Origin of the sequence: Micromonospora citrea (assembly GCF_900090315.1) — a bacterium.
Lineage (GTDB): Bacteria > Actinomycetota > Actinomycetes > Mycobacteriales > Micromonosporaceae > Micromonospora > Micromonospora citrea.
This window is the reverse complement of sequence record NZ_FMHZ01000002.1, coordinates 1,837,098-1,850,912: the sequence shown is the minus strand read 5'-3', so window position 1 is coordinate 1,850,912 and position 13,815 is coordinate 1,837,098. Positions and strand designations below refer to the sequence as shown.

Here is a 13,815-nt window from a genome sequence, read left to right as displayed (position 1 = left end):
TGGCGTCTGATCGCAGCTAGGCGCCGGCCCGTTCCGGCGCGCGCCGCTGCCACCTCGACCGGGAGTGCGGGTGCTCGTACTGCTGATCCTCCACCTCGTGGCGGCCCTCGTGGCGCCGCTGCTGGTGCGGTGGTGGGGTCCGCGCGCCTGCTACCCGCTCGCGCTGGCGCCGGCCGCTGCCGCCGGCTGGGCGCTGGCCCGCACGCCCGCCGTCCGCGACGGCGGGGCGGTGGTCGAGACGTACCCGTGGATCCGGCAGCTCGGGCTCGACCTGGCGCTGCGGCTGACCACCCTGTCCTGGCTGATGACCCTGCTGGTCGGCGGCGTCGGCGCGCTGGTGCTCGTCTACAGCGCCCGCTACTTCGCCCCCGGGTCGGCCGGGCTGGCCCGCTTCGCGGCCGTCCTGGTGGCCTTCGCGGGGGCGATGCTCGGCCTGGTCCTCGCCGACGACCTGCTGCTGCTCTACGTCTGCTGGGAGCTGACCACGATCTTCTCGTACCTGCTGATCGGGCACAGCACGGAGCGGCGCGCCAGCCGCTGGGCGGCCGCCCAGGCGTTGACCGTGACCACCCTCGGCGGGCTCGCCATGCTGGTCGGGTTCATCATGCTCGGCGACCACGCCGGCGGCTACCGGTGGTCCGAGATCGCCGCCGGCCCGCTGCCGGGCGGGGCGTACCTGGTCACGGCGGTGCTGCTGATCCTCGCCGGGGCGCTGTCCAAGTCGGCGGTGCTGCCGTTCAGCTCCTGGCTGCCGGTCGCGATGGCGGCCCCCACGCCGGTGAGCGCGTACCTGCACGCCGCGGCGATGGTGAAGGCCGGCGTGTACCTGATCGGGCTGCTCGCCCCGGTGCTGGCGGCGGTCGGCCCGTGGCGGCCGGTGGTGGTGGTCGCCGGCCTCGCGACCATGCTCGCCGGCGGTTGGGCGGCGCTGCGTCAGACCGACCTGAAGCTGCTGCTGGCGTACGGCACGGTCAGCCAGCTCGGCCTGCTCGCGGTGGTCGTCGGCGCGGGCACCCCGGACGCCGCCCTGGCCGGCGCGGCCATGCTGCTGGCCCACGCCCTGTTCAAGGCGGCGCTGTTCCTCGTCGTCGGCATCGTCGACCACGGCGCCGACACCCGCGACCTGCGGGAACTGTCCGGCCTGGGCCGGCGGGCGCCGCTGCTCGCGACCGTCGCGGTGCTCGCCGCCGCGTCGATGGCCGGCCTGCCGCCGCTGGTCGGTTTCGTCGCCAAGGAGGCCGTGCTGGCCGCCTTCACCGACCGGCCCTGGGTGCTCGCCGGGCTGGTGGCCGGCACCGCGCTCACCGTCGCCTACAGCGCCCGGTTCGTCTGGGGCGCGTTCGCCACCCGGCCGGGGGTGGAGCCGACCGGCGTGGGCCGGATCGCCGCGCCGATGCTCGTCCCGCCGGCCCTGCTCGCCGTCCTCGGGCTGGTCGCCGGCCCGGCCGCCGGGCTCCTCGACGACCTGTTCAGCCCGTACGCCGAACTCTTCGGCACGGTCGGCGGGCACCTGGCGCTGTGGCACGGCCTCACCCCCGCGCTGGGCCTCTCCGCCCTCGCCGTGGCCGGCGGCGGGGCGCTGTTCGCGCTGCGCGGCCCGCTCGCCCCGGTGCTGGCCCGGCTGCACGTCCCGGTCAGCGGCAACCAGGGATACGAGTGGGTGATCAGCCGGTTCGACCGGCTGGCCATCGAGGTCACCAGCGTCACCCAGCGCGGTTCCCTGCCCCAGTATCTCGGGGTCATCCTGCTCACCCTCACGGTGCTGCCCGGCGGGGCGATGCTGGCCACCCGGCCCTGGCGGGACCGGATCGACGCGTGGGACAACCCGCTGCAGGTCGTGGTGGTGGCGGTGATCGCCGTGGCGGCGGTGCTCGCGGTGGGCGCCCGCCGGCGGCTGACGGCGATGCTGCTGGTGGGGATGACCGGCTACGGCAGCGCGATGCTCTTCGTCCTCTACGGCGCGCCGGACCTGGCGCTGACCCAGTTCCTCGTCGAGACCGCCACCATCGCGGTGTTCGTGCTGGTGCTGCGCCGGCTGCCCGAGCGCTTCTCGGCGCGCCCGCGCCGCCGCCGCTGGGTGCGCCGGGCGATCGGCGTGGCGGCCGGCGTGGTGGCGGCCGGGCTGGCGCTGACCGCGGCGGCGGCCCGCCGGGCGCCCACCATCTCCGAGGCGTTCCCGGACCTGGCGGTCACCCAGGGGTACGGCCGCAACGTGGTCAACGTGACCCTGGTCGACATCCGCGCGTGGGACACGATGGGGGAGCTGGCGGTGCTGGTGGTGGCCGCGACCGGCGTGGCCAGCCTGGTCTTCCAGCGGTCGCGGACCGAGCCGCGCCCGCGCCGGCCGTTGCCGTCGGCCCGGCCGCACCGGCCGGGCCGCCCGGTCTGGCTGCGCGGCGGCGTGACCCTGCACGAGCGGCGCCGCTCCATCGTGCTGGAGGTGGTCACCCGGCTGATCTTCCACACCGTGGTGGTGTTCTCCCTGTTCCTGCTCTTCTCCGGCCACAACGCGCCGGGCGGGGGCTTCGCCGGCGGCCTGGTGGCGGGCCTGGCGCTGGTCGTGCGCTACCTGGCCGGCGGCCGGGACGAGTTGGCCGAGGCCGCGCCGGTCGGCGCGGGCACGGTGCTCGGCGCCGGCCTCCTCGTCTCGGTCGGCACCGGCGCGATCGCGCTGCTCGCGGGCGGGTCCGTGCTGGAGAGCGCCCGGGTCGACCTGTGGCTGCCGCTGATCGGCGAGTTCTACCTGGTCACCTCTCTCTTCTTCGACGTCGGGGTCTATCTCGTCGTGGTCGGGCTGGTGCTGGACATCCTGCGCAGTCTCGGCGCCGAGGTGGACCGGCACATCGAGGCGGCCGGCGGCTCCGGCGGCGGGCTGCGCGTCGACCGGAAGGGGAGGCGGACGTGAGGCCGGGCGTGGAGGGGCCGACCCTGGTCCTGGTCGTCGCCGTCGGGGTGCTCTTCGGCTGCGGGGTCGTGCTGCTGCTGGAGCGCAGCCTGACCCGGATCCTGCTCGGCGTCATCCTGCTCGGCAACGGGGTCAACGCCCTCATCCTGATGGGTGGGCGGGCGGGCGCCGCGCCGGTGGTCGGGGTCGCGCCCGCCGGCCGGCTCAGCGACGCGCTGCCGCAGGCCATGATCCTCACCGCCATCGTGATCACCTTCGGGCTGACCGCGTTCCTGCTGGCGGTGAGCTATCGCAGCTGGTACCTGACCGGCGACGACGAGGTGCCCGACGACATCGAGGACCGGCAGGTCAGGCGGGCGGCCGAGCGCAACGAGCCGGCCACCGCCGACCTCGGCGGCGAGGGCGCGGACGCCGACCCCGAACAGGTCGACCCCCAGCTGCCGCGCCGGCTCCGGCCCGGGGACGGTCCCGGATGACCGGGTACGCCGAACGGGCCGCCCGGTGAGCGCGCTCGTGCCGCTGCCGGTGGTGGTGCCGCTGCTGGGCGCGGCGTTGACCCTGCTGCTGGCCCGGTGGCCCCACCTGCAGCGCACCGTCAGCGTGACCTGCCTGGCCGCCACGGTGGTGATCGCGGTGCTGCTGCTGGTGCAGGCGTACCGGCACGGGCCCGTGGTGGTGCAGGTCGGCGGCTGGCCGGCGCCGGTGGGCATCGTGCTGGTCGCCGACCAGTTGGCCGCGTTGATGCTGGTGGTCTCCTCGGCGGTGACCCTCTGCGTGCTGCTCTACTCCGTCGGCCAGGGCCAGGGGGACTTCGGCGAGACCGTCCCGGTGACCATCTACCACCCGACCTACCTGGTGCTGACCGCCGGCGTGACGAACGCGTTCCTCGCCGGCGACCTGTTCAACCTCTTCGTCGGCTTCGAGATCCTGCTGGCCGCGAGCTTCGTCCTGATCACCCTCGGCGGCACCGAGACGCGGATCCGCACCGGCTCGACGTACGTGGTGGTCAGCCTCCTGTCCTCGATGCTATTCCTCACCGCGACGGGCCTGGTGTACGCGGCCACCGGCACGCTCAACATGGCCCAGCTCGCGCACCGGCTGGACGCGCTGCCGGACGGCGTACGGCTGGCTCTGGAGCTGACGCTGCTGCTCGCCTTCGGCATCAAGGCGGCGGTCTTCCCGCTCTCCGCCTGGCTGCCGGACAGCTACCCGACCGCGCCGGCCCCGGTCACGGCGGTCTTCGCCGGCCTGCTCACCAAGGTCGGCGTCTACGCGATCATCCGGACCGAGACACTGCTCTTCCCCGACGGGCAGGTCGCCGGGCTGCTGATGGTGGTGGCAGGGCTGACCATGGTGGTGGGCATCCTCGGCGCGGTGGCCCAGTCCGACATGAAGCGGCTCTTCTCGTTCACCCTGGTCAGCCACATCGGTTACATGATCTTCGGGGTGGCGCTGAGCACCGTGGCCGGGCTCTCCGGCGCGATCTTCTACGTGGTGCACCACATCACCATCCAGACCACGCTGTTCCTGGTCGCCGGGCTGGTCGAGGAGCGGTCCGGCAGCACCGACCTGCGTCGGCTCGGCGGGCTGGCCCGGGTGGCGCCCCTGCTCGGGGTCCTCTTCTTCGTGCCGGCCATGAACCTCGCGGGCGTGCCGCCGTTCTCCGGGTTCCTCGGCAAGCTCGGCCTGCTCCAGGCCGGGGTGGCGGCCGGAGGCCCGCTGCCCGGCGCGCTGGTCGCGGCGGGGACGGCGACCAGCCTGCTCACCCTCTACGTGGCGTCCCGGGTGTGGAACATCGCCTTCTGGCGCGCCCCGCGACTGGCCACCGCCGAGCCGGTGGTGCGGCTGCCCGGGCTGATGGTCGGCGCGACGGTCGCGCTGGTGGCGCTCGGGCTGGCGCTGACCGTCGTCGCCGGGCCGCTCTTCGACGTCACCGCCGACGCGGCCGTCGACCTGCGTGCCCGCACCCCCTACATCCGCTCCGTGCTGCCCGGCGGCGCGCCGTGAGCCCGGAACCGGCCGCGTCGCCGCCCGGTCGGGTGGCGCGGTGGCGCGACCAGGTGATCGCCCTCGGCTGGCTGGTGCTGGTGTGGAACCTGCTCTGGGGCGACTTCTCCTGGGGCAACCTGGCCGGGGGGATGCTGGTGGCCGGGGCGGTGCTGCTGTTCTTCCCGCTGCCGCCGGTCAGCTTCGGCGGACGGCTGCGGCCCTGGGCGCTGCTGGTCTTCCTGGCGCGGTTCGTCGGGGAACTGGTCAGCGCCAGCGCGCACGTCGCCCGGATCGCCGTGCAGCCGGGCTACCTGCCGCGCGGCGCGATCATCGCGGTCCCCCTGCGGGTGCGTACCGACCTCAACCTGGCGCTCACCGCCGAGGCGGTCTCGCTCGTGCCGGGCACGCTGATCGTCGAGGCGGACCGGGACGCCGGGATCCTCTACGTGCACGTGCTCGACGTCCACGGCCCGCAGGACCTGACCGGCAGCCGGGAGCGGATCCTCGCCGTCGAGCGGCGGATCGTGCGGGTGATCGGCTCCGCGGCGGAGCTGCGCCGGGTGGAGGCCGATCCCGTCGAGAGGGGACCCGGATCGTGACCGCCTTCCTCGCCGTCGTCCTCACCGGCCTGTTCTCGGTGACCGCCCTGCTGGCGCTGATCCGGCTCTACCGGGGGCCGTCCCTGATCGACCGCGTGGTCGCCGCCGACATGCTGCTCGCCACCATGGTCGGCGCGGTCGGCGCCGAGGCGGCGGTCAACCGGCACGCCACGACCCTGCCGGTGCTGGTGGTGCTCTCCCTGCTCGGTTTCGTCGGCTCGGTGGCGCTGGTCCGCTTCGCCGCCCGCGAGGACGAGGAGGCGTGATGCTCGGCACGGTCGCGGACTGGGTCGGCGCCGGCTGCCTGGTGGCCGGCGCGCTGCTGAGCCTCGCCGCCGGGGTCGGGGTGCTGCGCTTCCCGACGACGCTGGACCGGATGCACGCGGCCACCAAGCCGCAGGTGCTCGGGGTGCTGCTCCTGCTGGTCGGCGTGGCGCTGCGCCTGCGTAACCCGGCCGACCTGGGCATGCTGGCCCTGGTCGGGATCTTCCAGCTGGCCACCGCGCCGGTGGCGGCGCAGATGATCGGTCGGGCCGCCTACCGTGCCGGCCGGGTGGATCCGGAGCTGCTCGACGCCGACGAGCTCGCCGACCGCTGAGCAGGTCGACCATTGCGCAGCTCGACAGCCGAGCAGGCCGACTGCTGCGCAGGTCGACCACTGAGCAGGGCCGGCCGTTCGGGCGGCGCGGCCCGGGCGGGCGTCCCAATTCGGGGAATGCGGCGAATCTGAGTCTTGCGTATTGCCGGCGGGTCCACTTCGCTGCACTCTTTCGCCAGTGATGGTCATCGATCAATGGCCGTCCCTCGGCGACCGCCCACCCGGCGGAGCCGGACCCACCCCACCCGGAGGACCCATGAGAACCCCCACCCCCCGATCCGCCTGGCTGGCCGCGCTGGCCGTGGCGGCGGCGACGGTCGTGACCGCCTCCTCGGCGACCGCCGCGCCCACCGCCACCGTCCGGGTCGCCGCCCCCGCCGCCGCACCGGCGGCGAACGCCGCGGCGCCGGACGTCCCGTTGGCCAACGTGAAGGCCCACCTGTCCCAGTTCCAGTCGATCGCCACCGCCAACGGCGGCAACCGGGCGCACGGCCGTCCCGGTTACCTCGCCTCGGTCAACTACGTGAAGGGGCAGCTCGACGCGGCCGGGTTCAGCACCGTGGTGCAGTCGTTCACCTACAACGGCGCCACCGGCTACAACCTGATCGCCGACTGGCCGGGCGGGGACACCAACCAGGTGGTGATGACCGGGGCGCACCTGGACAGCGTCTCCTCCGGCCCCGGCATCAACGACAACGGCTCCGGCTCGGCCGCGATCCTGGAGACCGCGCTCGCCGTGGCGCGCAGCGGCTTCACCCCCACCAAGCACCTGCGCTTCGCCTGGTGGGGCGCGGAGGAACTGGGGCTGCGGGGCTCGCAGTACTACGTGAACAACCTGCCGTCGACCGAGCGCAGCAAGATCAAGCAGTACCTCAACTTCGACATGGTCGGCTCGCCCAACGCCGGCTACTTCGTCTACGACGGCGACAACTCCGACGGCGTCGGCTCCGGGCCCGGCCCCGTCGGCTCAGCCCAGATCGAGCAGACCATCCAGACGTACTTCACCTCGATCGGCGTGCCGACCCGGGGCACCGACTTCGACGGCCGCAGCGACTACGGGCCCTTCATCAGCGTCGGCATCCCGGCCGGCGGCACCTTCACCGGCGCCGAGGGCATCAAGTCCAGCACCCACGCCTCGCTCTGGGGCGGCACGGCCGGCCAGGCGTTCGACCCGTGCTACCACCGCTCCTGCGACACCATCACCAACATCAACGACACGGCGCTGGACCGCAACGCCGACGCGATCGCGTACACGGTGTGGGCGCTCGCCGGCACCGGCACCCCGCCGGGCACCACGGTGTGGAGCGACAACTTCGAGACGGCGACGGGGTGGACCGCCAACCCGGCCGGCACCGACACCGCCACCGTCGGCCGGTGGGAACGCGGCGATCCCGCGGCCACCAGCAGCTCGGGCGTGACCACCCAGCTCGGTACGACGGTCAGCGGCAGCTACGACCTGGTCACCGGGCCGCTCGCCGGCAGCGGCGCCGGCGCGTACGACCTCGACGGCGGGGTGAGCACCATCCAGTCGCCGGCGATCACGCTGCCGTCGACCGGCACGCTCAACCTCTCCCTCTCCTGGTACCTGGCGCACCTGAACAACGCCAGCAGCGCCGACTACCTGCGCGTGCGGGTGGTCGGGACCAGCACCGTCACGGCGCTGAACGCGACCGGCGCGGCCAGCAACCGGGCGGCGGCATGGCAGAACACCGCCGTCGACGTCTCCGCCCTGCGCGGGCAGACCGTACGGATCGTGGTCGACGCCGCCGACGCGAGCGGGGCCAGCCTCGTCGAGGCGGCCGTGGACGACGTGAAGATCACCCAGAGCTGAGCCGGCGCGGCCCCCTGTCCAGGCCGGTGAACCGGACGACAGGGGGCCTTCGGCGCACCCTCAGCGGGCATACAGCCGGCGCGGATAAAATGGCTGCATGATCGACTCTTCTGCCCAGGAGGGCAGCAGTAGCCAGCCGGGTCGTGCCCGGCGATTCCCGACCCCGACGACCCCGGGAGCCCTGAGCGACCCGTGTTGATCGTCGTCGGTCTTCTTCTCATCATCGTCCTCACCGCCGCCACGGGATACTTCGTGGCCCAGGAGTTCGGCTACGTCGCCGTGGACCGGGGCCGGCTCAAGCAGCTCGCCGACGACGGCGACAAGGCCGCCGCCCGGGCGCTGGAGGTGACCGGGCGGCTCTCGTTCATGCTCTCCGGCGCGCAGCTCGGCATCACCGTCACCGCCCTGCTGGTCGGTTACGTCGCCGAGCCGTTCCTCGGCGCCGGGCTGGCCGAGCTGCTCGGCGTGGCCGGCGTCTCCAAGGCGGTCAGCCTGCCGTTCTCGGTCGCCCTGGCCCTGGTCATCGCCACGGTGGTCCAGATGGTCCTGGGCGAGCTGGCGCCGAAGAACCTCGCCATCGCCCGGCCCGAACCCCTCGCCAAGGCGCTGAGCCGCTCCACCCTGGTCTACCTCAAGGTGGCCGGCCCGCTGATCAAGCTCTTCGACCGGGCCGCCGTGCGGCTGCTCCGCCGCGTCGGCATCGAGCCGATCGAGGAGCTGCCCAGCGGCGCCACCCCGCAGGACCTCGAGCAGATCATCGCCGAGTCCCGCCAGGAGGGGCACCTGAGCGCCGAGATGTCCACGCTGCTCGACCGAGGGCTCGACTTCCGCGAGCTGACCGCCGGCGAGGCCATGGTGCCCCGCGTCGACGTGCACACCGTACGCGCGCACGAGCCGGTCAGCCGGGTGGTCGAGCTGCTGGACACCGGCAAGAGCCGCTTCCCCGTACGCGGGGCGGAGGGCGTCGACGACCTGGTCGGCGTCATCGGCATCGCCGACGTGCTCGGGGTGCCCCCGGAGCTTCGCGCGACCACCCCGGTCAGCGCGGTCGCCGGCCCGCCGCTGCTGGTACCCGAGACGCTGCCGCTGCCGACGGTGCTGGACCGGCTCCGGTCCGGCCACCGACAGCTCGCCTGCGTGGTCGACGAGTACGGCGGCTTCGCCGGCGTGATCACGCTGGAGGACATCGCCGAGGAGCTGGTCGGCCCGATCCGCGACGAGGACGACCCGCCGGAGCGGGCCCCCGCCCGGCAGGACGACGGCTCCTGGGTGGTGCCGGCCCGCTGGCGCATCGACGAGGTCGCCGACAGCACCGGCATCGCGCTGCCCGAGGGCCCGGAGTACGACACCCTCTCCGGCCTGGTCATGCGGGAGCTGGGCCGGGTGCCCGAGGTCGGCGACCGGCTGGAGATCAGCCTGCCCGCCGACGGCGAGGACGGCTCGGTCGAGCCGCGCGCCCTGGTCGAGGTGCTGGCCGTCGACCGGCACGTCGCCGACTCGGTCCGGCTGCGGATCGCCGGGCCGGGGGAGGTGTCCGCGTGAGTCCCGGCATCGCCCTGTTCACGTCGGTGATCCTGCTGGCGCTGAACGGATTCTTCGTGGCCGCCGAGTTCGCCCTGGTGGCCAGCAAGCGCTACCGGCTGGAGCAGGCGGCCGCCGGGGGCGGTCGGGCCGCCCGGGCCGCGCTGGACGGGGTGCGCGAGCTGTCGCTGATGCTCGCCGGCGCCCAGCTCGGCATCACGCTGTGCACGCTGGGGCTCGGCGCGCTCGCCGAGCCGGCGATCGAGCACCTGCTCAGCCCGCTGCTGCACGCGGTCGGGCTGCCGGACGCGGCGAGCCACGCGATCGCGCTGGTCTTCGCGCTCAGCGTGGTCACCTTCCTGCACCTGGTGGTCGGCGAGATGGCGCCGAAGTCATGGGCGATCACCGACGCGGAGCGCTCGGCGATGCTGCTGGCGTTGCCGTTCCGCGCCTTCGCGCGGGTCGCCCGGCCGGTGCTGTCGGTGATGAACGCGCTGGCCAACGCGATGCTGCGGCTGGTCAAGGTCAACCCGCAGGACCAGCTCGCCCAGGTGCACGGCCCCGACGAGCTGCGCATCCTGCTGGAGCAGTCCCGTGAGCACGGCCTGCTCGGGGCCGAGCAGCACGAGATGCTGACCAGCATGCTGGAACTCCAGGGCACCACGGTGGCGCAGGTGATGGAGCCGTTCCACCAGATGGTGACGGTCCGCCGCGACGAGGACGCCGCCCGGATCGAGCAGGTCAGTCGGGACAGCGGCCGGTCGCGGCTGGCCGTGCTGGACGCGAGCGGCGACGTCTGCGGCCTCGTCCACGTCCGGGAGGCGGTGCGGGCCACCACCACGGGTCGTACGGCCACCGCCGGCGACCTGATGACCAACGCCTTCACCCTGCCCGCCTCCGCCACGGTGACCGACGCGGTGGCGGCGATGCGTGCCCGGCAGTCCCAGCTCGCCCTCGTCCGCAACGGCGGCGGGCCGACCCGGCCGATCGGCTTCGTCGCGCTGGAGGACCTGTTGGAGGAGGTCATCGGCGAGTTCGACGACGAGACCGACCCGGTGCCGCGCGGCCGGCGCATGAGGTGAGCCGTCGGCGTCCGTGCGGTACTTCGCCGAAGTGCCGCACGGACGCCCGCCCGGTCCGCCAGGCTGGTCCTGGACGGATCCGCCACGCCGGACGCGGGCGGAGCCCGCTCGGAACGGGTCCGCGGGGCCGCCGGATGGTGCCCGTCGAAGGCGGTCCGCGCGGAGTCGGCCACGGCGGGTCCGCGCGGAGTCGGCCACGGCGGGTCCGCGCGGACCTCGTCCCGTGCTGGTCCGGGCGGGGCGGAGACGACGGGGGAGAGCGGGTGCGGCTGACCGGGGTGTCACCGGAGTCCGGGTGGACCGGGCTGTCCGTCCGGACCGCCCTGGCCAATCCCAGCACCCGCCCCGGGCTGCGGTTGCCCGGCCGGGTCACGGTCGTCGCCGGCTCGGCCGACGTGCCGGTGCTGCACGTGCGACTCGGCCTGGTCACCACGGCCGAGCCGGACGACCCGGAGGCGCCCCGCCGCCTGGTGCAGTTCCACCAGGCCACCGTCGCCGACGGCTTCGTGCTGCGGGCGGGGCGCGGCCGCTCGATCCCGTTCGAGTTCCCGTTGCCGTGGGAGACCCCGGTGACCGTCTTCGGCGGGGTGCCCCTGCTCAGCCTGCGGATGGGGCTGCGTACCGAGGTGGCAATCGAACCGCAGCTCGACCAGGGCGCGATGGTGCCGGTCTTCGTGCACCCGCTGCCCACCCAGGCCCACGTCCTGGCCGCCCTGGACACGCTGGGCTTCAGCATGCGCCAGGCCGGGTTGGTCGACGCCCGGCTGCCGGGGGTGGAGCAGACCCTGCCCCTGCACCAGCGGCTCGGATTCTGGGTGGCGCCGCTCTACGCCGGGCCGATCACCGAGTTGGAGGTCGTCTTCGTCGCCAACCCGGCGGGGCTGGAGGTCATCTTCTGGGCGGATCGCCGCCTGGCCCTGGCCGGGATCACCCACCAGAGCATCAGCCGCTTCCGGATCTGGCACGTGGACGCGGAGAAGCGGGACTGGGTGGCGACGGTGGACGGCTGGCTGCGCGAGGCCATCAACCGGCACGCGACGGCCGCCGCGCACGCCGACTGGTCCGCCACCATCTCCGAGTCGGCGCACGTCAGCCGCCCGCCCGACCAGCCCGTCCGCCCCGGCTTCGGGCTCGGCGGCACCGCCGGCGGAGCCGGCATCGGCGGCTCCGGCGGCGGCGACGGCACCTGACCCCCACCCGCCCCGCACCGCCCCTCCCCACCCGCCCTCACCCCACCTTCACGGCGATCTTGCACCTTCTGCCCCGGCATTTCGGGCTTTCACCCCATAACGGGGGCAGAAGCTGCAAGATCGCGGAGCCGAGCGGGACGGGCGGGACGGGGCGGGTGGGGGAAGGGGGGAGGGGGAGGGTTTGGGTCAGACTGTGGCGGTGGCGAGCTTGAGGCTGAAGCCGAGGAAGAGGGCGGCGACGCCGGTGGTGGCGCCGGCGGCGAGGCGGCGACGCCGACGGAACTGCGCCGCCAGGAACGTACCGGCGAAGATCAGCGCGGTCAGGTAGAGCGCGCTGGTGACCTGGGCGATCAGCCCGAGCAGCAGGAACGACAGCGCCGGCCACGCGTAGCCCGGGTCGACGAACTGGATGAAGAACGAGACGAAGAAGAGGATCGCCTTCGGGTTGAGCAGGCTGATCACCAGCGCCTTGCGGAACGGGCTGCGCATCGCCGCCGGCTCCGCGGCGTCGATCAGCCGCGGCGTGGTCGGGTCGTTGCGGTCGCGCCAGCGCCGCCAGGCCCCGCGCAGCATCGTCAGGCCCACATAGCCGAGGTACGCGGCGCCGGCGTACTTGATCACCAGGAAGAGCGGCGGGTACGCCTTGAGCAGCGACGCCACCCCGGCGGCGGAGAGGAACATCAGCACCCCGTCGCCGACGAAGACCCCACCGGCGGCCCGGTAACCGGCGGCGACGCCCCGTTGCGCGGCGGTGGAGAGCACGAAGAGGGAGTTGGGCCCCGGCAGCAGGATGATCGCCACGGTGCCCAGCACGTACGTCCAGATGTCGGTGATTCCCAGCACGCCCGCCATCATCGGGTCGCCGGTGCCGTCCGGCGAAGCCTTTCCCGCAGCGCGACCTGTGCGTTCGGCCACTCGTCGACGGTCATCGAATACTGCACGGTGTCCCGCCACGAGCCGTCCGGGCGCCGCCTGTGCATCCGCAGCACGCCCTCGCGGGTCGCGCCGAGGCGCTCGATGGCCCGCTGCGAGCGCTCGTTGCGGATGTCGGTGTGCCACACCACCCGCACCGCCCCCAGCTCGTCGAAGGCCCGCGTGAGCAGCAGCAGCTTCGCCTCGGTGTTGATCCCGGTGCGCCACCAGGGCCGGCCGAGGAACGTGTAGCCGATCGCCACCGACCGGCGTTCCGGGTCCACCTCGTAGTAGGAGGTGGTGCCGACGACGGCGCCGGTGACGGCGCAGCGCTGCACCCAGGGCACCCGCTCGCCGCGCCGATGGGCGGCCAGGGCGGCGGCGACCACCTCGGCGGTGCCGGCGGGGTCGACCGGCATGGCGTTGCCCAGGTGCCGCCAGACCTCCGGGTCGGCGGTCGCCGAGTGCAACTCGTCGGCGTGCGCGAGGTCGAGCGGCTCCAGCACCACGTGCTCACCGCGCAGCGCCGCCGGGTCGAGCCACGGCGGGCGGGCCGACCGCAGGTACGCCGGCACCGGCGCGGTCACCCCGGCGTCCGGCTCGGGCAGCCCTCGGGTGAGTCGCAGCGGCACCACCCCGGCCCAGTGCGGCAGGGCGAGGTCGGCCTCCTCGTCGCGTACGCCGCCGGTGCGGGCGCGGACGGAGACCTCGCGCAGCGGCAGGGCCAGCACGGCGGTCTCGGCCAGCTCCCTGCGGCTCGGCGGCCGGCTGTCGCCGCTGCGTCCGGCGCCGACCTTCTCCACCAGGGCGGTGAGCACCCGCGCCTTCTCCTGCTCGTCGGTGACGAGGCGCGCGGTGCCGTGCGCGACCACCGACCGGTAGTTGGCGCTGTGGTGGAACTGCGAGCGGCCGTAGACGAGGCCGTCGAGCAGCGTCACCGCGACGCAGACCGGCAGCCCCTCGCCCCGGGCGGCGAGCAGCGGCCGGCTCCCGGTGGAGCCGTGCAGGTAGAGGGTGTCGTCGACGCGCACGTGCAGGGTGGGCAGCACCCGGGGCTCGCCGTCGACGGTGAACCCGAGCGCGCAGTCGTACGCCTCGTCGAGGACCGCGTGCGCGGCGTCGGCGTCGTAGCTCATCCGGTCCCGGGAGCGGCTGGCGGTGGTCCGTTCGGTGCGTGCGTACATGCTC

General features: G+C 74.1%; 12 protein-coding genes. 10 read left to right on the top strand and 2 right to left on the bottom strand.

The features are described 5' to 3' along the window. The first annotated feature begins 70 nt into the window (after positions 1-70). The 10 genes from GA0070606_RS08540 (at position 71) to GA0070606_RS08495 (ending at position 11,715) form a co-directional block, all read left to right on the top strand. Positions 71-2,905, top strand: coding sequence for a Na+/H+ antiporter subunit A (locus GA0070606_RS08540; protein ID WP_091107482.1), 2,835 nt, complete (start codon positions 71-73; stop codon positions 2,903-2,905). Further along, entirely contained in the window at positions 2,902-3,381 is a 480-nt protein-coding gene (locus GA0070606_RS08535) for a Na(+)/H(+) antiporter subunit C (protein WP_245724616.1), read from the top strand. Before GA0070606_RS08540 ends, GA0070606_RS08535 begins: the two co-directional genes overlap by 4 nt. A gap of 25 nt (positions 3,382-3,406) precedes the next feature. Next, positions 3,407-4,912, top strand: coding sequence for a Na+/H+ antiporter subunit D (locus GA0070606_RS08530; protein WP_091096582.1), 1,506 nt, complete (start codon positions 3,407-3,409; stop codon positions 4,910-4,912). After that, on the top strand, positions 4,909-5,493 hold the full coding sequence (locus GA0070606_RS08525; protein WP_091096580.1) for a Na+/H+ antiporter subunit E: 585 nt from the start codon (positions 4,909-4,911) through the stop codon (positions 5,491-5,493). Before GA0070606_RS08530 ends, GA0070606_RS08525 begins: the two co-directional genes overlap by 4 nt. After that, positions 5,490-5,759, top strand: coding sequence for an MrpF/PhaF family protein (locus GA0070606_RS08520; protein ID WP_091096578.1), 270 nt, complete (start codon positions 5,490-5,492; stop codon positions 5,757-5,759). Before GA0070606_RS08525 ends, GA0070606_RS08520 begins: the two co-directional genes overlap by 4 nt. After that, complete coding sequence (gene mnhG, locus GA0070606_RS08515; protein ID WP_091096576.1) at positions 5,759-6,091, top strand: monovalent cation/H(+) antiporter subunit G; 333 nt, start codon at positions 5,759-5,761, stop codon at positions 6,089-6,091. The genes GA0070606_RS08520 and mnhG overlap by 1 nt, the downstream gene beginning before the upstream one ends. Before the next feature lie 256 nt (positions 6,092-6,347). Continuing rightward, positions 6,348-7,922 carry a M28 family metallopeptidase gene (locus GA0070606_RS08510; RefSeq protein ID WP_091096574.1) on the top strand — a complete coding sequence of 525 codons (1,575 nt, stop codon included), beginning with the start codon at positions 6,348-6,350 and terminating at the stop codon, positions 7,920-7,922. A gap of 192 nt (positions 7,923-8,114) precedes the next feature. Further along, complete coding sequence (locus GA0070606_RS08505) at positions 8,115-9,464, top strand: hemolysin family protein (protein ID WP_091096572.1); 1,350 nt, start codon at positions 8,115-8,117, stop codon at positions 9,462-9,464. Next, complete coding sequence (locus tag GA0070606_RS08500; protein WP_091096571.1) at positions 9,461-10,525, top strand: hemolysin family protein; 1,065 nt, start codon at positions 9,461-9,463, stop codon at positions 10,523-10,525. Before GA0070606_RS08505 ends, GA0070606_RS08500 begins: the two co-directional genes overlap by 4 nt. Before the next feature lie 263 nt (positions 10,526-10,788). Further along, entirely contained in the window at positions 10,789-11,715 is a 927-nt protein-coding gene (locus GA0070606_RS08495; RefSeq protein ID WP_091096569.1) for a sporulation protein, read from the top strand. Positions 11,716-11,901: 186 nt separating this feature from the next. Here the strand turns inward: GA0070606_RS08495 and leuE are convergent, their stop codons facing one another. Both leuE and GA0070606_RS08485 read right to left on the bottom strand, forming a co-directional pair. Further along, the gene (leuE, locus tag GA0070606_RS08490; RefSeq protein WP_091096566.1) at positions 11,902-12,570 is read right to left on the bottom strand and encodes a leucine efflux protein LeuE; all 669 of its coding nucleotides are present in this window, start codon (positions 12,568-12,570) and stop codon (positions 11,902-11,904) included. Then, positions 12,567-13,811 (bottom strand): bifunctional pyridoxamine 5'-phosphate oxidase family protein/GNAT family N-acetyltransferase, encoded by a 1,245-nt coding sequence (locus GA0070606_RS08485; RefSeq protein ID WP_091096565.1) that lies wholly within the window; start codon positions 13,809-13,811, stop codon positions 12,567-12,569. The genes leuE and GA0070606_RS08485 overlap by 4 nt, the downstream gene beginning before the upstream one ends. Between the last annotated feature and the right edge of the window lie 4 nt (positions 13,812-13,815).